Origin of the sequence: Fluviibacterium sp. S390 (assembly GCF_049800695.1) — a bacterium.
Lineage (GTDB): Bacteria > Pseudomonadota > Alphaproteobacteria > Rhodobacterales > Rhodobacteraceae > Meridianimarinicoccus.
In genome coordinates, this window is record NZ_JBNAFN010000006.1 from 145763 (window position 1) to 164805 (window position 19043).

16 protein-coding genes are annotated in these 19043 nt (G+C 66.5%); 7 read left to right on the forward strand and 9 right to left on the reverse strand.

Going from position 1 to position 19043, the window contains the following annotated elements; all coding sequences use genetic code 11:
- Positions 1–43 precede the first annotated feature (43 nt).
- Together ACP15K_RS07090 and ACP15K_RS07095 are read left to right on the forward strand one after the other, a co-directional pair.
- Positions 44–1963 carry a hypothetical protein gene (locus ACP15K_RS07090; protein WP_424990142.1) on the forward strand — a complete coding sequence of 640 codons (1920 nt, stop codon included), beginning with the start codon at positions 44–46 and terminating at the stop codon, positions 1961–1963.
- Positions 1964–2088: 125 nt separating this feature from the next.
- A complete protein-coding gene (locus ACP15K_RS07095) occupies positions 2089–4017 on the forward strand; it encodes a monovalent cation:proton antiporter-2 (CPA2) family protein (RefSeq protein ID WP_193141164.1) in 1929 nt (642 codons plus the stop codon).
- Between the two features lie 3 nt (positions 4018–4020).
- Here the strand turns inward: ACP15K_RS07095 and cobT are convergent, their stop codons facing one another.
- Positions 4021–5040: a nicotinate-nucleotide--dimethylbenzimidazole phosphoribosyltransferase gene (gene cobT / locus ACP15K_RS07100; protein ID WP_193141165.1), complete on the reverse strand. Its 1020-nt coding sequence runs from the start codon at positions 5038–5040 to the stop codon at positions 4021–4023.
- Positions 5041–5106: 66 nt separating this feature from the next.
- On the opposite strand from cobT, the gene cobS reads away from it, so the two are divergent.
- Positions 5107–5868, forward strand: coding sequence for an adenosylcobinamide-GDP ribazoletransferase (gene cobS, locus ACP15K_RS07105; RefSeq protein WP_424990143.1), 762 nt, complete (start codon positions 5107–5109; stop codon positions 5866–5868).
- 50 nt (positions 5869–5918) lie between these two features.
- On the opposite strand, the gene ACP15K_RS07110 is transcribed toward cobS, so the two are convergent.
- From ACP15K_RS07110 to ACP15K_RS07130, 5 genes are all read right to left on the reverse strand, one after another.
- Positions 5919–6428, reverse strand: a complete 510-nt coding sequence (locus tag ACP15K_RS07110; protein ID WP_193141166.1) for a CarD family transcriptional regulator — start codon at positions 6426–6428, stop codon at positions 5919–5921.
- 215 nt (positions 6429–6643) lie between these two features.
- Positions 6644–6982 carry a ferredoxin FdxA gene (gene fdxA, locus ACP15K_RS07115; protein WP_193141167.1) on the reverse strand — a complete coding sequence of 113 codons (339 nt, stop codon included), beginning with the start codon at positions 6980–6982 and terminating at the stop codon, positions 6644–6646.
- Positions 6983–7032: 50 nt separating this feature from the next.
- On the reverse strand, positions 7033–7383 hold the full coding sequence (locus ACP15K_RS07120; protein ID WP_424990144.1) for an RNA-binding S4 domain-containing protein: 351 nt from the start codon (positions 7381–7383) through the stop codon (positions 7033–7035).
- Positions 7384–7414: 31 nt separating this feature from the next.
- Positions 7415–10420: a helicase-related protein gene (locus ACP15K_RS07125; protein WP_424990145.1), complete on the reverse strand. Its 3006-nt coding sequence runs from the start codon at positions 10418–10420 to the stop codon at positions 7415–7417.
- Positions 10421–10466: 46 nt separating this feature from the next.
- Complete coding sequence (locus ACP15K_RS07130; protein WP_193141170.1) at positions 10467–10958, reverse strand: tetratricopeptide repeat protein; 492 nt, start codon at positions 10956–10958, stop codon at positions 10467–10469.
- Between the two features lie 133 nt (positions 10959–11091).
- Between ACP15K_RS07130 and ACP15K_RS07135 the strand changes: the two genes are divergently transcribed.
- Complete coding sequence (locus tag ACP15K_RS07135; RefSeq protein ID WP_193141171.1) at positions 11092–11379, forward strand: SCP2 sterol-binding domain-containing protein; 288 nt, start codon at positions 11092–11094, stop codon at positions 11377–11379.
- Entirely contained in the window at positions 11376–12320 is a 945-nt protein-coding gene (locus tag ACP15K_RS07140) for an alpha/beta fold hydrolase (RefSeq protein WP_193141172.1), read from the forward strand. The genes ACP15K_RS07135 and ACP15K_RS07140 overlap by 4 nt, the downstream gene beginning before the upstream one ends.
- Here the strand turns inward: ACP15K_RS07140 and ACP15K_RS07145 are convergent.
- The 3 genes from ACP15K_RS07145 to ACP15K_RS07155 form a co-directional block, all read right to left on the reverse strand.
- On the reverse strand, positions 12217–13020 hold the full coding sequence (locus tag ACP15K_RS07145) for a hypothetical protein (protein ID WP_193141173.1): 804 nt from the start codon (positions 13018–13020) through the stop codon (positions 12217–12219). The two genes, ACP15K_RS07140 and ACP15K_RS07145, sit on opposite strands and share 104 nt — an antisense overlap.
- Positions 13021–13155: 135 nt before the next feature.
- Positions 13156–16605 carry a transcription-repair coupling factor gene (mfd, locus tag ACP15K_RS07150; protein ID WP_424990146.1) on the reverse strand — a complete coding sequence of 1150 codons (3450 nt, stop codon included), beginning with the start codon at positions 16603–16605 and terminating at the stop codon, positions 13156–13158.
- A gap of 143 nt (positions 16606–16748) precedes the next feature.
- Positions 16749–17264, reverse strand: a complete 516-nt coding sequence (locus ACP15K_RS07155; protein WP_424990147.1) for a hypothetical protein — start codon at positions 17262–17264, stop codon at positions 16749–16751.
- Positions 17265–17391: 127 nt separating this feature from the next.
- On the opposite strand from ACP15K_RS07155, the gene hemB reads away from it, so the two are divergent.
- Together hemB and ACP15K_RS07165 are read left to right on the forward strand one after the other, a co-directional pair.
- Positions 17392–18390: a porphobilinogen synthase gene (gene hemB, locus ACP15K_RS07160; protein ID WP_193141176.1), complete on the forward strand. Its 999-nt coding sequence runs from the start codon at positions 17392–17394 to the stop codon at positions 18388–18390.
- 95 nt (positions 18391–18485) lie between these two features.
- A complete protein-coding gene (locus ACP15K_RS07165) occupies positions 18486–19034 on the forward strand; it encodes a YSC84-related protein (protein ID WP_193141177.1) in 549 nt (182 codons plus the stop codon).
- The last annotated feature ends 9 nt before the right edge of the window (positions 19035–19043 follow it).

Consider the following 19043-nt stretch of genomic DNA (forward strand, 5'->3'; position numbering starts at 1 on the left):
AACAAACCGCGCTATGCAGCGGCAAGGCAGTCCGGACAGGCAAATGACGCAACGATGTGCTCTCGACCTCTCGGAAGAGTGGGCAACGCTCCTGGTTCCCCAGGGCCGGGGCTGGGCACGGCTGGGCCGTACGCCGCTGGCCGGCGACGGGCTGCAAAACCGGCTGTCGGCACTGTTGCGTCTGGGCGCGGGGCATCTGGACACGCCCCTGGACGCCCTGGATCTGCTGGTGGCGCTGCCCCCCGACCAGATGACCTATGCCGCGCTGTCGATGCAGGAGATCGGCGAGACTGCCGAAGATCCCACGGCCCGGCTGATCGCGGTTCTGTGTGCAAAGCATCCGCATCTGACCGACGCCATGGCGCTGGACTGGGACTTGCAGGGCGGCTGGTTCCTGATCGCCGCCGCACCGCGCGTGGTGGTCGAGGAAGCCACGACCTTCCTGCAGGCTTGCGGTGCCGCGCCGTCGGCCTTCACCGCGCGCCCCGAACCCGGCCAGTTCCCCGATCAGCCCGACCTTGGCGGATTGCGTCCCCCGGACGGCGCCCAACCCTGGCCGCCCCTGCCCGATCCCGAGACCGCGCCCGGCGTGACCGAGCAGCCTGTCGAGCCGCCAGTTGCGTCCGTCCCGTCACCGCCGCCTGTGGCCGCGCTCACCCCGGCCCGCATCCGCGCCGATGAGGTCGCCCGCCGCGATCCCGAAAATCTGCGCACCCTTGACGAGATCGAGGCCGAGGATCCGCCACCCCGCATCAAGCGCGCCGTGGCCGCCCGCAGCCTGCGCCACCGGCTGACCCCTGGTCCACGCCTGCGCATTGCTGCCGCGCTGACCCTGGTGCTGGTTGCCGGTCTGTCTGTGGCCGCGCTGTGGCCCGTCGACGATATGGCCAAGGGGCCCGCACCCGAATCCCCGGCCCAGATCATCGCCGCAGAGCCGGATGAGCCCATCGTGGCCGAAATCACTGCGGATGAAGACGAAAGCGGCGAGAGCATCACCGCCGCCGCCGATCCGGTCGAGGCGACACGCACCGCCGATCAGCCGCCGCCGTTGCCCGAGGATCTGACGGTCTTCTACAGCCCGGCGCCGATCCTGACCCAGCCGCTGGACGAACAGGATCTACTGGACCTTGCAATGCCGGGGCTGGATCCCAGTTTTCGCACCGATGCGCTGGCACTGGCCGATCTGACCACCTGGCGCGCCGACAGCCTGCCCGCTTCGCCCCAGCCGCCGGGGGCCGCCGCTCAGATCTTCGTGGTGGACGACCGCGGGCTGGTCCGCCCCAGCGCCGATGGCACCCCGACCCCCGACGGCGTGCTGGTGTTCGAAGGCCAGCCGCCCGGCGAGGCCCGCCCGCGCCCGGAACGTGAAGAGCCCGTCGCGGTCACCATCGTGCTGACCCGCGCCGGTCTGGCCGAGGATCATCCGCTCAGGAACGTCGCGCCGCGCGCGCGCCCGCAGGGTCTGGACGAGAAGTTCGAGCGCGCCGCCCTTGGCGGCAAGACCAAGACCGAACTGGCGCTTTACCGCCCGGTACCGCGCCCTGCTTCGGCACAAGACGCAGTGCGCGACGCGCCGGCCACCGCGCAGGCCGTCAGCCAGGCCCCGCGCCCCAAGGCGCGCTCGCCACAAGCCGCGCAACGTTTCGCCGCCGCCAGCGTCGCCAAGCCCGCGCCGCAGGTGATCCGGCAGGATCAGGTCGAGACCGCCACGGCGGCCTCGCCGAAAAAGGTGGCGAAACAGGCCACCCGTGGCAGCGGGATCGACCTGAACGAGATCAATCTGCTGGGCACTTTCGGATCCAGCCGATCGCCGCGCGCCCTGGTGCGCCTGGCGTCGGGACGGGTCGTCAATGTCGAGGTCGGCGATCGCATCGACGGCGGCAAGGTGTCGGCCATCAAGGAGGGCCGGCTGAGCTATGTGAAGGGCGGGCGCAACGTGACCCTGACCATGCCGCGCGGCTAGGATTGCGCCCGGCGCGGTCACAAGCGCGTGGGATGGCCGCATCTGCGCAATGACCAGTGGCGGCCCCGCAGCCAGCACGGCACAGTGGGATAAACCCGCATCGCATTCCACCACACCGAGGGACCATGGAAAGTTTCCTGTTTCAGGCCGTGATCTATCTTCTGGCCGCCGTCCTGGCGGTGCCCATTGCGTCGCGCCTGGGATTGGGGTCGGTGCTGGGCTACCTGCTGGCCGGTATCCTGATCGGACCGGTACTGGGGGTGGTCGGCAGCGAGACCGAGAGCCTGCAGCATTTTGCCGAGTTCGGCGTGGTGATGATGCTGTTCCTGATCGGGCTGGAGCTTGATCCCCGCGCCCTTTGGGCGATGCGACACCGGCTGATCGGCATGGGCGGGTTGCAGGTGGTGCTGTCCACCGGCGCAATCATGGCCGCCGCCATGGCGCTGGGGCTGACATGGTCGGCGGCGCTGGCGGTGGGTCTGGCGCTGTCGCTGTCCTCGACCGCGATCGTGTTGCAGACCTTGTCGGAAAAGCGGCTGATGCAGACCAATGGCGGGCGTGCCACCTTCGCGGTGCTGCTGACGCAGGATGTGGCCGTGATCCCGATGCTGGCACTGCTGCCGCTGCTGGCACTTGGCGGTGTCGACCCGCATCCGGTCGCAGCCCATGACGTTGCCGGACATGGTGCCGCCACCACGAGCGGAATGATGGAATTTGCCAACTGGGCCCGTGGCCACATCAGCCAGTTGCCCGTCTGGGGCGAGGCGCTGGTGACCATGGCCGCCCTTCTGGGCATCATCCTTGCGGGCATCTTCCTGACCCGGCCGGTGTTCAACGCCATCCACGCCACCCGTCTGCGCGAGATGTTCACGGCGCTGGCCCTGCTGATCGTCATCGCCATCGCCTGCCTGATGCTGATCCTGGGCGTATCGCCCGCGCTTGGCACCTTCCTGGCAGGGGTGGTGCTGGCCAACTCGGAATTCCAGCACGAGATGGAAACCGCGCTGGAGCCCTTCAAGGGCCTGCTTCTGGGGCTGTTCTTCATCACCGTCGGCGCCGGCATGGATGTGACCACCTTCCTGGCGCAGCCTTTTCAGCTTCTGGCGCTGACCCTGGCGCTGATGTTTACCAAGGGCGCGATCCTGCTGTTGCTGGCCCGCATCTTCCAACTCAAGGGGCGCGATCAGCGATTGTTCACCCTCGGGCTGGCACAGGCCGGGGAATTCGGCTTCGTACTGGTCGGGTTCAGCCTGCAACGCGGCGTGATCCCACCGGAATACCAGCAGGTCATCTATCTGGTCATCGCCCTGTCGATGTTGCTGACACCGCTGTTTTTCATCGCCTACGAGATCCTGTCCAAGCGCATCCGTTCGGAAGAACCGCTCGACCAGCCGCCCGACCAGATCCAGCAGGAAGGCCCGATCATCATCGCGGGCGTCGGCCGCTTCGGGCAGGTCGTCAACCGCATGGTGCAGATGAGCGGCTTTCGCACGACGGTTCTGGACAACGACCTGAACACCATCCGCCTGATGCGGCAGTTCGGCTTCAAGGGGTTTCTGGGCGATCCCACTCGCCCCGACCTGCTGCGCTCGGCCGGGTTGATGGAAGCGCAGGTGCTGGTGGTGTCGATGGACGACAAGAACGCCTCGACCCGGATCGTGCGCTATGCGCGCCGGGTGCGGCCCGATCTGCATATCGTCGCCCGCGCCCATGACCGTGTGCATGTGTTCGAACTGTATCGCGCCGGAGCCAATGACATCGTGCGCGAGATGTTCGACAGTTCGCTGCGCGCCGCGCGCTACGTGCTGGAAAACATGGGGCTAAGCGAGTTCGAGGCCAACGAGCTGGAAACCCTGTATTACAAGCTCGACCGGAAGGCCCTGCGCGAACAGGCCGAGGTCTGGAAACCCGGCGTGCCGGTGACCGAGAACGCCGCCTATATGGCACGGGCCAAGCAGTTCAGCCGCGAATTGGAAACCGCGCTGGTCAGCCAGGTGGAGCGCAAGGACGGCTCCTTCGAGGACAAGGAACCGATCCCCGCCCCGAAGAACTGAGGCTCAGCCGTCAGCGACCCCGGCTTCGGCAAAGGTCGCCATGCCGGAATGGCACGCGACAGCCCCTTGCAGAACCCCGATGGCCAGCGCCGCGCCCGAGCCTTCGCCCAGGCGCATCCCGAGGCTGAGAAGCGCGGGCTTGTGCAGCGCGTCCAGCAGCCGCTGGTGCGCCTGCTCGGCCGAGCGGTGTCCGGCCACGCAGTGATCCAGCGCACCGGTCCGGGCTTTCTCCAGCACCGCCGCCGCCGCGCAGCAGATGAAGCCGTCCAGGATCACCGGAATGCGCAGGCTGCGCGCCCGCAGGATGGCCCCGGCCATTGCGGCGATCTCGCGCCCGCCGAGAGCTTGCAGCACCTGCAACGGGTCGCCCAGCAGATCGGCATTGGCCGTCAGCCCGTCCGCCACCACCTGCGCCTTGGCCTCAAGGGCTGCGCCTTCGACACCGGTGCCGCGCCCGGTCCAGGCGCGTGCAGTGCCCCCGAACAGGGCCAGCGCGATGGCGGCCGCGGACGTGGTATTGCCGATGCCCATTTCGCCGGTGACCAGAAGGTCGGCGTCCGGGTCTACGCCCTGCCAGCCAGCGCTGAAGGCGGCGCAGACCTCGGCTTCGCTCATCGCCGGACCTTGGGTGAAATCCTGCGTCGGGTTCTGCAGATCCAGCGGCACCACGATGAAGGTGGCGCCAAAGCACTTGGCCAACTGGTTGACTGCCGCCCCGCCGGCTTGGAAATTGGCCACCATCTGCACCGTGACTTCGGGCGGGAAGGCCGACACGCCACGTGCGGCGACACCGTGATTGCCGGCAAAGACCAGAACCTGCGGCGCGCGAACGACCGGGCGATGATCGCCGCGCCACCCGGCGTACCAGATCGCCAGATCCTCCAGCCGCCCCAGCGCACCGGGAGGTTTGGTCAACTGGCCGTTGCGGTTTTGCGCCCGCACCAAAGCCCCCTCATCGGGGTTCGGAAGCTGACGCAGGATCTTGTGGATCTGCGAAAGCGACTGAAAGGGTTCCTGGGACATGCGCGGCCTCGTTGCTTTTGTTCCGGCGGGACGTTAACGGCGAACAACACAGAGGAAAACCGCCAAGTGACCGCACCCCGACCTGCCCTTCTGGACCCCGCCGATCCGGCCCTGGCCCTGGGTCTTCTGACCCGCCTTCCGGTGCCCGTGGCGATGGATACCGCGCAACGACGCGGGGCGCGTGCCGCCTGGGCCTATCCGCTGGCGGGGCTGGTGGTGGGGGGGGTGGCGGCGTTGCTGATGCAGGCCGCGCTGTGGATGGGTCTGCCGGAAAACCTGTCGGCGGGACTGGCGCTGGGGCTGATGGTGGTGCTGACCGGAGCGATGCACGAGGACGGTCTGGCCGATTGCGCCGATGGCTTCTGGGGCGGCTTTGCCCGCGACCGACGGCTTGAGATCATGCATGACAGCCGCATCGGCACCTACGGCGTGCTGGCACTGGTTTTGGTGGGGCTGTTGCGCTGGCAGGGGCTGGCCGAGTTGGTCCGGCACTGGCCGGTGCTTCTGGCGGTCGGGATGCTGTCGCGCGCTGCGATGGTGGTGGTCTGGGCCGCACTGCCCGCGGCGCGAAACGACGGGCTGGCGCGTTCGCTGGGACAGCCGCGCCCGGCCACGGCGGCCGTGGCTTTGGGTCTTGCCGTCGCCGGAGCCTGGGCCTGTCTGGGCAGCAGCGTGATGGTTGCGGCGTTGGCCACCGCAGCCGCTGCTGTTGGTGTGGCATTGCTGGCCCGCGCCAAGATCGGCGGCCAGACCGGCGATGTGCTGGGCGCCACGCAACAGGTCGCCGAAGTCGCCGCCCTGCTGAGCCTGTCCGTGTTGCTGACATGAGAAAGCCGCCCCCGAAGGCGCGGCTTTGAAAGGCTTGAAAAGCTGGGTGCTCAGGCGGCGCGGCTCAACAGAACCTCGCCCACGGCCTTCTGGGCTTCATCCTCGCCCGAGCCTTTGACGGCGGCCACTTCGCGGGTCAGACGCTCCAGCGCGGCTTCATACAGCTGGCGTTCGGAATAGCTCTGCTCACGCTGATCGTCGGCGCGGTGCAGGTCGCGGACCACCTCGGCAATGGCGATCAGATCGCCCGAGTTGATCTTTTGTTCGTATTCCTGCGCCCGACGCGACCACATGGCTTTCTTGACCTTGGCCTTGCCCCGCAGGATTTCCATCGCGTGGCTGATCACGTCCGGGGTCGACAACGCCCGCAGACCCGCACCGGCCGCCTTTGCCGTCGGCACCCGCAGGGTCATCTTGTCCTTCTCGAACGAGATCACGAAAAGTTCGAGCTTGAGACCCGCAACTTCCTGCTCTTCGATCGAGACAATTTTTCCGACGCCATGGGCCGGGTAGACAACGTAATCATTGGCACGGAAATCCGGCGTATACTCTTGGCTCATCTGGTGGTCTTCCTTGCTCTGGTCCGCGTCAGATCCCGTGCAATGATCGGGTTCCGAGGCGAAAAAAGAAACGTGCTCGCACACCGAGTGCGAGACGTTTCCGGACGGTTATAGTTCGCTGACCAAAATATATAGCACATATACGCAAAAATTCAAAGCCCCGCATGTCGGCACGGGAAATGCCGCTGTGCAGGGCGCAGGTCTGGCGGCGGAAATCAGCCGCCTTCGCCGGGCGCTTCCGAGAAGTATTTGCCCAGTTTGTCCTTTTCGCCGTCGCGCTCTTCGGCTTCGGGCAGCGGTTCCTTCTTGGTGTAGATCACCGGCCAGAGTTCGCTGTACTTGCGGTTGAATTCGACCCATTGCTCCATGTCCGGCTCGGTATCCGGGCGAATCGCGTCTGCCGGGCATTCCGGCTCGCACACGCCGCAGTCGATGCACTCATCGGGATGGATCACGAGCGCGTTCTCACCCTCGTAGAAACAATCCACCGGGCAGACCTCGACGCAGTCGGTATATTTGCAGGCGATACAGTTGTCAGTGACGACATAGGTCATGGGGCGCACTCATCCGTTTGTTTGGCGTTTCCCTACTCCGCCGCGCCCGATCATTCAAGCCGAGCCTGTTTGGCCGCACGTGCGGCACGGCGGTCGCGGCTGTCGGGGCGGCCCTGCACCGGACGCGGGGCACTGTCATCGCGCGGCGCCTGCGGGGTCAGGTCTTCGTAAAGCGCCTGTGCTTCGGGTGCCGGGCCGCGCCGGTCGGCCAGGGCGAGGATCTTGATGATTCGCACCGTTTTCGCCTGCGGAAAGGTCAGCACATCGCCCGCACGAATGGCTTGGGCCGCCTTTCTGGCGTGCTGGCCGTTCACCCGGAGGTGCCCGGCCGCCACCAAGGCGCTGGCCTTGCTGCGGGTCTTGAAGAACCGCGCGTGCCAGAGCCATTTGTCGACGCGCATGGAGGGATGCTCCGACGCGTCGATGCCGGTGTCAGGTCTTGTCACGCAGCCCCATCAGCGCGGCGGCAAAGGGATTGTCCGGATCGATGGGCTTTTCGGCCTTCTTCGGACGCGCTGAATAGGTCTTGGCACCCTGCGGCGGACGTTTGCCCTTGCCCTTGCCGCCCTGGAACTTGCCGGCGGGCTTGTCGCCACGCGGCTTGCCGTCGCCGCGCGGTTTGCCACGGGCGGGTCGATCACCGGGAGCACCTTCGCGACGGCCCTGTTGCGGACGTCCGCCCTGACGGCGGCGCGGTGCCCAGGTGAAGGTGTAGAACACCTCGATCTCGGGCTCGGCCGGCGCGTCGGCGTCACTGGCTTCGGCAGCGGCCTCGATGGCCACCTCCGCCGGTTCCTCGGGAGCGGCTTCGGTTGCCGGTGCCTCGGCCGAAGTGTCCGCGCTGACGGGGGCTTCTTCTGTGGGGGCTTCCGCGGCGGGGGCCTCGGCGGGGATTTCCGCCTCTGCCGCGGTCTCAGCGGCCGCGTCCGTTTCCGGTTGCGCAACCGTTGCGTCGGCCTCGGAGGCTGCTTCTGTATCCGTCTCTGGCGTCTCGGCCCCGGCGCTGGCGTCCGGTTCCGTTGTGGCTTCGGGCGCGGTTTTCGCCTCGACCGGTTGCGGGCGCGCCTTGGGGCGCTCGTCACGTTCCGCCTTGTAGCCCAGCCCCTGCATCAGCCCCGCGAATTGTTCCAGCGTCATGCCGGTGATCGACAGCATGTCGGGCGTGGCTTCGAAGCCACCGCGCGTGTCCTGCGCGCGCAGCAGATCGGCCAGACGTTCCAGCATGTCGATGCGAATCGCCCGCTCTCCGGCGGCGCGATAGCCAGCCATGGTGTGATAGCCCTCGGGGACATCGGTCGCGGTCGGCACGGTCACCAGACCCGGCGGCGGGCTGGAGGGGAATTCATCCAGACCCTGCGCCAGCGACCACAGCACCAGCCGCAGCCGCGTCGGCGCCGGCTTCAGCAGCAGCGGCATGAAGATGGTGAACTGGCCGAAACGGATGCCATGCTTGCGCAGCATGCCGCGCGCTTCCTGGTCCAGCTCCTTGACGTCACCCGCGACCTCGTCGCGCGGCACCACGCCATTGCCTTCGACCATGCGGAAGGCAAAGCCACGGGCCAGCCCGGTCAGGGTCTCGTCCCGTTGCAGGTTCAGCAGCGGTTCGAACAGGGTCGCAACCTTGCGGTCGATGAAATGCTGCAGGCGGCGTTCCACCTTGGCGGCCACATCGGCACCGGCTTCGTCATCGACGAACGCCTTGACCTGCGGCTTCAGCGGCTCGGATCCGGCAACCAGCTTGCCCACCGCGTGTTCGCCCCACATCAGCCCGCCCTGATCGGTATAGTCGATCTCGCTGTCGGGCGCGTTGTAGAACTTGTCGGCACGCAGATGAAAATGCGGGGCCAGTGCCTGAAGGCTGGCCTGCCGCAATGTCTTGGCTTCATCGGGGGAGCCGGATTTGTCCTGGATGAAGCGAAATCCTTCCAGCCGTCCGACGAACTGTTCCTCGACGGTGACTTCGCCCAAATCGTTTACTTCAGCCACAAGGCTCTCCCTCTGCTTCAACCGGCGCAACAACACGGATGTGCGCCGATCAACAAATCTTTGTGTGAGACGCGCATGAAGCGCATCCGACAGGCGGTCTTCTACAGCCCGAGTGACCTCACGCCAATGGGCTTCATCGTCCAACCAGCCTTTCCGCTGAGCCACATATGTCCAAGTGCGGATATATGCCAGTCGTTTCGACAATGTGTCGATATCGCCTTCGGTCCGGTCGATGCGTTTGACCTGCCGCGCCATCCAGTCGTCGGGAATGCGGCGCAATTCGAGCAGGTCGTTGAAAATCGTCTCAAGCAGCGTGGCATGTTCGGCATGGCTGATGCCCCGGAAGTCGGGGATCCGGCACACGTCCCACAGCAGGCGCACCGCCTGCGGGTCGCTCAGCCGGGCCCGGATGGCCCCCACTTCGGCCAGCGTCTTCAGCGCCATCAGGTCGTCGGCTTCGCGCGCGCGGGACAGCCATTCGTCGTCGGTGCGCTCTTCAAGCGAGCCGATCAGCCGGCCCACGGTGCCGAAATCCAGCCGCGCGTTGCGCCATTGCAACTTCTTGACCGGCACGAAGCGGTTGGCGGTGATGGCCTGCGCCAGATCCTCGGGCAGCGGGCGGGCCTCGCCGGTGACGCCGAAAGTGCCGTTCTGGGTGTGGCGCCCGGCGCGACCAGCGATTTGCGCCAACTCGTTGGGTTGCAAGGGGCGCATCCGGCGGCCGTCGAACTTGGACAGCGATGAAAACGCCACGTGCTGGATGTCCAGGTTCAGCCCCATGCCGATGGCATCGGTGGCGACAAGGTGATCGACCTCGCCGCTTTGATACAGTTCCACCTGCGCGTTACGGGTGCGCGGGCTGAGCGCGCCCATCACCACCGCCGCCCCGCCCTTCTGGCGGCGCAGCAGTTCGGCGATGGCATAGACGTTTTCCACCGAGAACCCGACGATGGCCGAGCGTGCAGGCATCCGGCTGATCTTCTTGGCGCCGATATAGGTCAGTTCGGACAGGCGGTCGCGATGGGTGAAGACGACGCCGGGCACCTGTGCGGCGATGGCGCTGCGCATGGTGTCGGCCCCCAGAAACAGGGTTTCCAGCAGGCCACGGGCGCGCAGCAGGCGGTCGGTGAACACATGGCCGCGTTCGGGATCGGCGCACAGCTGGATCTCGTCCACGGCCACGAAATCCGCGCCCATGCCCTCGGGCATCGCTTCGACGGTGCAGACCCAGTATTGCGCCCGCTCCGGCACGATGCGTTCCTCGCCGGTGATCAGCGCCACCACCGAGGGGCCGCGTTTTTCCTTGACCCGGTCGTAAACCTCGCGCGCAAGCAGCCGCAGCGGCAGGCCGATGACCCCGGTGCGATGCATCAGCATCCGTTCAATGGCGTAATGGGTCTTGCCGGTGTTGGTGGGGCCAAGCACCGCTTCGATGCGACTGCTGCCAGACATGAGACCCCTTTCCTTCGCCGCCGGAATGCCCGCCGGGATCCGCGTGTCAGAGGGCGGTTTCGCCCAAGCGGGCTTCAAGCCGCTTCATCGCATCTTTTACGTTCGGGCGGTGGGGATGTATAGCGTTGACCATACGATAGGCATCCAGCGCGCGGGCCTCGTCGCCGATCTGTTCCAGAATCATCCCCAGTCCGCTCAACGCCCCGAAATGGCGCGGGTTCAGGGCCAGGGTCGCCTCGATGTCGCGCAGGGACAGGCCCAGCAGACCGGCCTGGAAATAGGCGGTGGCGCGGGCGTTGTAGCCTTCGGCGAAGTCCGGTGCGTGGTCGATCAGGGCGGACAGATGGTCGATGGCCGCCGGCATGTCCCCGGCCGTCATGGCCTGGCGGCCGCGCTCCAGCAACAGATCGGCGGTGTCGGACCCGGATTTCGACCAGATGCCCCAGATCTCGTTCTCGACCTGCTGCCAGTTGGCCAGTTCGGGATCGGCAAGCCGGTCGAACAGCCTGTCGAGCGGCGCCTCCTCGGCCAGCGCCATGGTGGAAAACCCCACTGCCACAAAAAGTGTCGCTACGGCGTATTTGATCTGGGTCCGAATACTTCGCATATGGCGAGGATAGCGCAAAACATGTTCCCGTCGATAGCCGCGGGAATGCAACAGGAGAGCACAAATGAGCGATGTTATTGCAGGAGCCGTCGAGAAACTGGCCGAAAAGATGCCCAACGGCTTCGACGGGGTGGCCCGTTTCGATATCGAGGGCGAAGGCTCGATCATGGTGGACAGCGACGGCGTGCGCGCTGGTGCGGAAGACGCCGATGTGACGTTGATCGCCGACGAGGACACGTTCCGCGAGATGATGTCGGGCGAACTGGACCCGACCTCGGCCTACATGGGCGGTCGCCTGAAGATCGACGGCGACCTTGGGTTGGCGATGAAACTGGGCTCCTCGCTGTCGTGAGATTTGGCCCGGCCCCGTTCCATACCCCGTCGTCGCAGGCCCCCGAGGGGGCCGAGGCGCATTGGGCCGAGGCTAGCGACGGCGTGCGGCTGCGGGTGGGGCGTCTGGCGACAGGGCCACGGGGCACGGTTCTGATCCTGCCGGGACGGACCGAGTACCTTGAGAAGTACGGGCTTCCCGCCGCCGAGTTTCTGGCACGCGGCTATGGATCGGTGGCCGTCGACTTTCGCGGTCAGGGGCTGGCCGACCGGCCGCTGACCGATCCCGCCATCGGGCATGTCGAGGATTTCGCCGAGTATCAGTGCGATGTGGCGACCCTGCTGGCCTATGCCGCGCATCATGACATGCCGCGCCCCTGGGTGCTGCTGGGTCATTCCATGGGCGGCGCCATTGGCCTGCGCGCCGTTCTGAACGGTCTCGATGTGACCTCGGCGGTGTTCTCTGCGCCGATGTGGGGCATCAACATGTATCCCGGCGTGCGCCCGGCAGCCTGGGGTTTGGGCTGGCTGGCGCACAAGACCCGCCTGAACCGATGGATCACCCCGGGCATGTCGCGTGAAACCTACGTGCGGCTGGCGGATCCGACAGACAACTGGCTGACCACGGATCCCGAGATGATCGCCTATATGCGGCGGCAGCTGGACGCAGTACCGGGGCTGGATCTGGGCGCGCCGTCGGTGCCCTGGCTTTACCGCGCGCTGGTCGAATGCCGTGCGCTGCGCCGAATCCGCGATCCCGGCATCCCGACCCTGACCGTGGTGCCGACACGGGACGAAATCGTTTCGGTGCCCGACATGACCCGTCAGGGCCGCGAGATGACCGGCGGCCAGATCGAGATCATCGAGGGCGGCCGCCACGAGACGATGATGGAAACACCCGCGCGCCGAAAACAGTTCTTCGACCGCGCAGCAGCTTTCTTCGACCAGCATCGCGGCACCTGAGGCGTCCGCGTCCGCGCAGGCCGACGCCGGTCAGGGCCACCAGTCCGCTGATCCCGTACACCAGCGCGCCCGACAGGGGCACCGGGCCCGGCGTGGACGAAACGAACCTGCGCTGCACCTGTATCGCTGCCCCGGACATGGCCTGCGCCCCATAGCGCGGCGCATCGAGGGGTCGAGGGCTGTTGTAGTCATAGCTGGCGATCTCGGCCCCGGTGAGCGGATCAAGGTTGAACAGCCCCGGCAATGTGAAGGACAGCCGCGCCAGCGGCGTTGTCGCCCCCGAAGCAGCGGTAAAGACCTCGACCCCGCCGCGCAGGCCAAAGCCCGCCCCGCTCTGGATCACCAGCGCATCCGTCATCACGCTGTGCGAGATCCGCATTCCTGACATGGACAATCCCGCGATATCAGCGGTTTGCATGGAGACACTGACCCCAGTCACCGCAGGTTGCCGCAGCCCGAAGGCAAAGGCCTGATCGACCGGTGTGCGATAGGTCAGGTGAAATCCCATATCCATGCGCGTGATCGGCGCAGGGCCGCCAACGGTGGCCGTCGGCATCACCCCGGCCCAGAAATTCGACTGGTACGAAAAGTCCTGAAACACCACGTGGATGGCATCCACCCGCGTGGCCGCCCCTGCCGGAGACAGCGCCAGCAGCAACGCCACAATGCCCCCCTGAACGCCAACCCTCAAGCACCGCATGATCCATACTCTCCCTGCCCGGACTGGCAGATCACGCACACAGCACCTGTCGGCCAGAGTTCAAGACTCCGGCCCAGAGGTAGAAACCTTGGGTTGACGAAGGGTTAACCACGACCGGCGCGGGTGCCCTTTCGGTCAGGCCGCTTTCTTCTTCAGCTTGGCGGCCAGGTCGCGCGCAATGGCAAAGGCACCGCGCACCTTGTCGGCATCCTTGGCCCAGTCGCGCCGCACGATGATCTTGTTGTCGCGGATCTTCGCCAGCCCGTTCTGATCCTGCACGAAGGCCACCAGCCCCTCGGGCGAGGCGAACTTGTCGTTGTGAAACTGGATCGTCGCGCCCTTCGGCCCGGCATCCAGCCGCGCAATGCCCGCCTTCTTGCATTCGGCCTTGATGCGCACCACCAGAAGCAGAGTGTTGACCTCTTTCGGCAGCTTGCCGAAACGGTCGATCAGTTCGGCCGCGAAGCCTTCCAGTTCGACCTTGTTCTGCAAACCCGACAGGCGGCGATACAGGCCCAGACGCACGTCCAGATCGGGCACATACTCCTCGGGGATCAGCACCGGCAGACCAAGGTTGATCTGCGGCGACCATTGATCGTCGGTCTCGGCCAGCCCCTCGCCCTCGCCCGAGCGGATCTTGGCCACGGCCTCTTCCAGCATCTGCTGGTACAGCTCATAACCCACCTCGCGCATCTGGCCGGACTGTTCCTCGCCGATCAGGTTGCCTGCCCCGCGAATGTCCAGATCCTGGCTGGCCAGCGTGAACCCCGCCCCCAGGCTGTCGAGCGAGCCCAGCACCCGCAGCCGTTTCTCGGCCTGCGGGGTCAGCTTGCCGCGCGGCTTGGTGGTCAGATAGGCATAGGCTCGGGTCTTGGCCCGCCCAACCCGGCCCCGGATCTGGTAAAGCTGCGCCAGCCCGAACATGTCGGCGCGATGCACGACCATGGTGTTGGCGGTGGGAATATCCAGCCCCGATTCGACAATGGTCGTGGCCAGCAGCACATCGTATTTGCCGTCGTAAAAGGCGTTCATCCGGTCATCCAGTTCGCCTGCGGCCATCTGGCCGTGCGCCACCATGAAGGTCACCTCGGGCACCTGGTCGCGCAGGAACTCCTCCATGTCGGGAATGTCCTTGATGCGCGGCACCACGATGAAGCTCTGCCCACCGCGATAGTGTTCGCGCAGCAGCGCCTCGCGGACGGTGACCGTGTCGAATTCCGACACATAGGTGCGAATCGCCAGACGGTCGACCGGCGGCGTGCCGATGATCGACAGGTCGCGGACGCCCGACAGCGACATCTGCAGGGTGCGCGGGATCGGCGTGGCGGTCAGGGTCAGCACATGCACGTCCGAGCGCAGGTTCTTGAGCCGCTCCTTGTGCTGCACGCCAAAGCGCTGCTCCTCGTCGATGACCACCAGTCCGAGGTTCCGGAACCGGACGGATTTGGCGAGGATCGCATGGGTGCCGACCACGATATCGACGGTGCCGTCGGCCAGACCGGCGCGGGTGGCACTGGCCGCTTTCGTCGAGATGAAACGCGACAGGGCGCGCACCTCGACCGGGAAGCCGCGGAAACGGTCGCGGAAGCTTTTGGCATGTTGGCGCGCCAGCAGGGTGGTCGGCGCGATCACCGCCACCTGCGTGCCCGACAGGGCCGCGACAAAGGCTGCGCGCATGGCCACCTCTGTCTTGCCGAAACCGACATCGCCGCAGATCAGGCGGTCCATCGGACGGCCACGTTCCAGATCCTCCAGCACCGCCTCGATGGCGGTCAGCTGATCGTCGGTCTCCTGATAGGGGAAGCGCGCGCAGAAGGCCTCCCACATGGCATCGGGCGGCGCCATCACCGGGGCGTGGCGCAATTCGCGCTCGGCGGCGATGCGGATCAGGCGGTCGGCAATCTCGCGGATGCGTGCCTTCAGCCGCGCCTTCTTGGCCTGCCACGCGCCGCCGCCCAGCTTGTCGAGCAGACCTTCCTCATGCCCGAAGCGCGACAGCAGCTCGATGTTTTCCACCGGCAGGTACAAGCGATCGCCGCCCGCATATTCCAGCGCCAGACATTCATGCGGCGCGCCGAGGGCAGTGACGACTTCCAGCCCGGTGAACCGTCCGACCCCGTGATCGACGTGCACCACCAGGTCGCCCGGCGTCAGGCTATGGGTTTCGGTCAGGAAATTCTCGGCCCGCTTGCGCTTTTTCGGTGCGCGCACCAGCCGGTCGCCCAGCACATCCTGCTCCGAGATGACGGTCAGCCCGTCAGCCTCGAACCCGTGCTCCAGCCCCCAGATCGCCAGATGCACCTGCCCGGCCTTTTCCACCAGATCGCGGCTGTCGGAAATCAGCCGCAGCCCCGTCAGCTCCTCGTCCTCAAGCAGCCCCTGCAAGCGTTCCCGCGCGCCCTCGGAATAGGAGGCCACCACCACCGCCCCCATAGCGCGCCGGGCGCGGATATGATCGGCAAGTGCTTCGAAGATGTTGGTCTGCTCGGCCTGGCGTTCGGGGGCGAAGTTGCGCCCGATCCGGCCGCCGGCATCGACGACGCCCGGCCCACTGGCCTGCGGCAGGGGATGAAAGCGCAGCACCCGGCGGCCAGCCACGGCGGCCTCCCAATCGGCGTCGTTCAGATACAGTGTTTCGGGGGCTGCGGGTTTATAGACCGTGTCCATCCGCGCGCGATGGGTCATCGCCTCGCGCCGTGTGTCGTATTGGTCTGCGATCCCCTCCCAGCGCGCCAGACGCATGGCATCGGTCTGATCGTCCAGCGTCACCACTGCGCCCGGCAGATAGTCGAACAGGGTTTCCAGCCGTGCGTGGAAGAAGGGCAGCCAATGCTCCATCCCCTGATGCTTGCGCCCGGCACTGACCGCCTCGTACAGCGGATCGTCGCCCCCGGCGGCACCGAACTCGATGCGATAGGTCTGCCGGAAGCGGGTGATGGCCGCGTCATCCAGAACGATCTCTGACACCGGGGCCAGTTCCACGATGTCCAGCTTCTCGGTGGTGCGCTGGCTGACCGGATCGAACCGCCGCGCGCCGTCCAGGACGTCACCGAACAGATCCAGCCGCACCGGGCCGCCGTCGCCGGGCGGATAGATATCGATGATCCCGCCCCGCACGGCATAGTCGCCCGGCTCCATCACCGTGGGCGCTTGCGAGAACCCCATCCGCACCAGGAACTGCCGCAACCTGGCCTCGTCAATGCGGCTCCCCACCTGCGCCGAGAACGCCGCTTCGGCCAGAACTTCGCGCGCGGGCACCCGCTGGGTGGCTGCCGCCAGCGTGGTCAGCAGCACGAACCGCTTGGGCGCGCCATGCACCAGCGCGGCCAGCGTCGCCATCCGCGCCGCCGAGATATCGGCATTGGGCGAAACCCGGTCATAGGGCAGGCAATCCCAGGCCGGGAAATGGAACACCGGCACATCGGGTGCGAAGAACCGCAGGGCTGCCCGCATCGCCTCCAGCCGCTTGTCATCGCGCGCCACATGCAGAACCGGCCCGCGGTCCAGCTCCTTCAGCACCAGCCGCGCATCGAAGCCCTCCGGTGCGCCACCTACGGTCAGTTTCTGGCTGTCGGACTGAGACATGTCACCCTCCGAGGTGGTTGCGTGGTTCCGCGCCGTGACCTACCCGGCCCCACCGTCGTGTCAAGCACCCGGTCCGGCGGAGATCGGCGCGCCCGATTTCTTCTTGGCCAAAATACTCCCGCCGGAGGCACCCGCCCCCGGCCCTAGAGCATCACCGCTGACAGGTTGTAGAACATTCCCCAGATGGCGCTGAAGAATACCGCCAGCAGCGCCAGCGCATGCAGCTTCCAGCGCAGGACGCTCAAGGCACGCGGCAGGTCGTCCACGGTCATCTGTGCCTGCGCCATGTGCCGGGCTCCGCGCGCGGTGATCCAGGCGGCCAGCGCCAGCGGCAAGGCCAGCACAAGGATGGCCTGGGCAAATTCCACGCGGTAGACGACAGACAGCAGGATCAGCCCGGTCAGCGCAAAGGCCCAGAACCCCACCAGGATCGGACCCAGGCCGTTCAGATGCGCCAGATGACGGCTCACCATGATCTCGGTCAGGGCCGCCAGCCGTTCCCGCGCCGCGGGATCCTCGGCCCGCGCCGCCCGCAGCATGTCCACCGGGATCCCCATCGGATAGGTCAGAACCCGCGACCAGATCACGCCCAGAAGGATCCAGTACCAGACACTGGAAAACGACCGCAGGTCGATCAGGTCAAGAATTGTCGTCGGCACGGTATGGGATTCCCGTTCAAGTCTGTCTTCCAGCTAGCCCAATGCGGCGCGATTGCCCAGCCCCCGCCGCCTCTTGAGCCTGCCGCCCATCGGTGGCAGTCAGGGAGCAGTCAGAAAGGATCCCAAGATGACCGACGCCCATCGCCAATACCTGCGCAATCGTCCGCGGCGCACGCGCCGGACCGCCGCTCTGCGCGGGCTGGTGCGCGAAACCACCCTGTCGGTGACCGATCTGATCTGGCCGGTCTTCGTGCGCGACGGTGACGGCATCGAAGACCCCATCGCCGCGATGCCCGGCGTCTCGCGCCTGTCCGTCGACAAGGCGGTCGAGGCTGCCCGCATGGCCGCAGATCTGGGCATCCCGGCCATGTGTCTGTTTCCCTACACGGCGATGGAAGACCGCACCGAAAGCTGCGAGATGGCCTGGGATCCCGACAACCTGTCGAACCGCGCCATCCGGGCAATCAAGGCCGCCGTGCCCGAGATCGCGGTCATGACCGACATCGCGCTGGATCCCTATAACGCCAACGGCCATGACGGCATTGTCCGCGACGGGATGATCGTGAACGACGAAACCGTCGCGGCGCTGGTGCGTATGGGGCTGGCACAGGCCGAGGCGGGCGCCGACATCCTTGGCCCCTCGGACATGATGGACGGGCGCATCGGTGCCATCCGCGACGCGCTGGAGGCGGCGGGCCATTCCGACGTGGCGATCATGAGCTATTCGGCGAAATTCGCCTCGTCCTTCTACGGCCCGTTCCGCGACGCGGTGGGTGCCTCGGCAGCCCTGAAGGGGGACAAGAACACCTACCAGATCGACCCGGCCAACCGCGACGAGGCCCTGCGCATGATCGCCCGCGATCTCGACGAGGGCGCCGACATGGTCATGGTCAAGCCGGGCATGGCCTATCTCGACATCTGCACCCAGGTTCGCGACAGCTTCGGCGTGCCCACCTACGCCTACCAGGTGTCCGGCGAATACGCGATGCTGGAGGGGGCGGCCCGCAACGGCTGGCTGGATGGCGACAAGGTGATGATGGAAAGCCTGCTGGCCTTCAAACGCGCCGGCTGCAACGGCATCCTGACCTATTTTGCCCCCCGCGCCGCGCGGCTTCTGGCCGGGTGATGCTGCGCTGCGGTGACACGGGGCGCGTTTCGCGCTAGACTGCGCGCCAATCGCGGGGCAACCGCTTCCGAGCAGTGAAAATCGAGGCAAAGACAATGATCAACATGACGCGGCGTGGGCTGCTTCTGGGCGCGGGCGCGCTTCTGGCCGCCTGCGACAACTCCGTGGGCTCCAAAGGGGCGCAAACCATCGACACGCGGGTCGCCGCGGCGCTGGACTACATGTACAAGACCTATCCCGAAACCGCCGAATTGCGCGACAAATCCGTCGGCATGCTGGTGATGCCGCTGGTAGGCGAGGCCGGGTTCATGGTTGGTGGCTCCTACGGCGAAGGCGCGCTGCAGGTGGCCGGGGTGACGGTGGACTACTACTCGGCCACCCAAGGCAGCGTCGGGTTTCAGATCGGGGCGCAGCAATACGCCTACGTGCTGTTCTTCCTGACGCCCGAGTCCCTGCGCCGCTTCCGCACCTCGCCGGGCTGGGATGCCGGGGCGGCCGCGGAATTCACCGGTGGCGAGGTCGGCGGCGCGCTGAAGGCCAGCACCGTGACTTCGAATTCGGCCATTGCCTTCCTGTTTGCGCAGCAGGGCCTGATGGCCGGGGCCACCATCGAGGGCACCAAGTACACCCGCATCCTGCGCTGATCGCGCAAA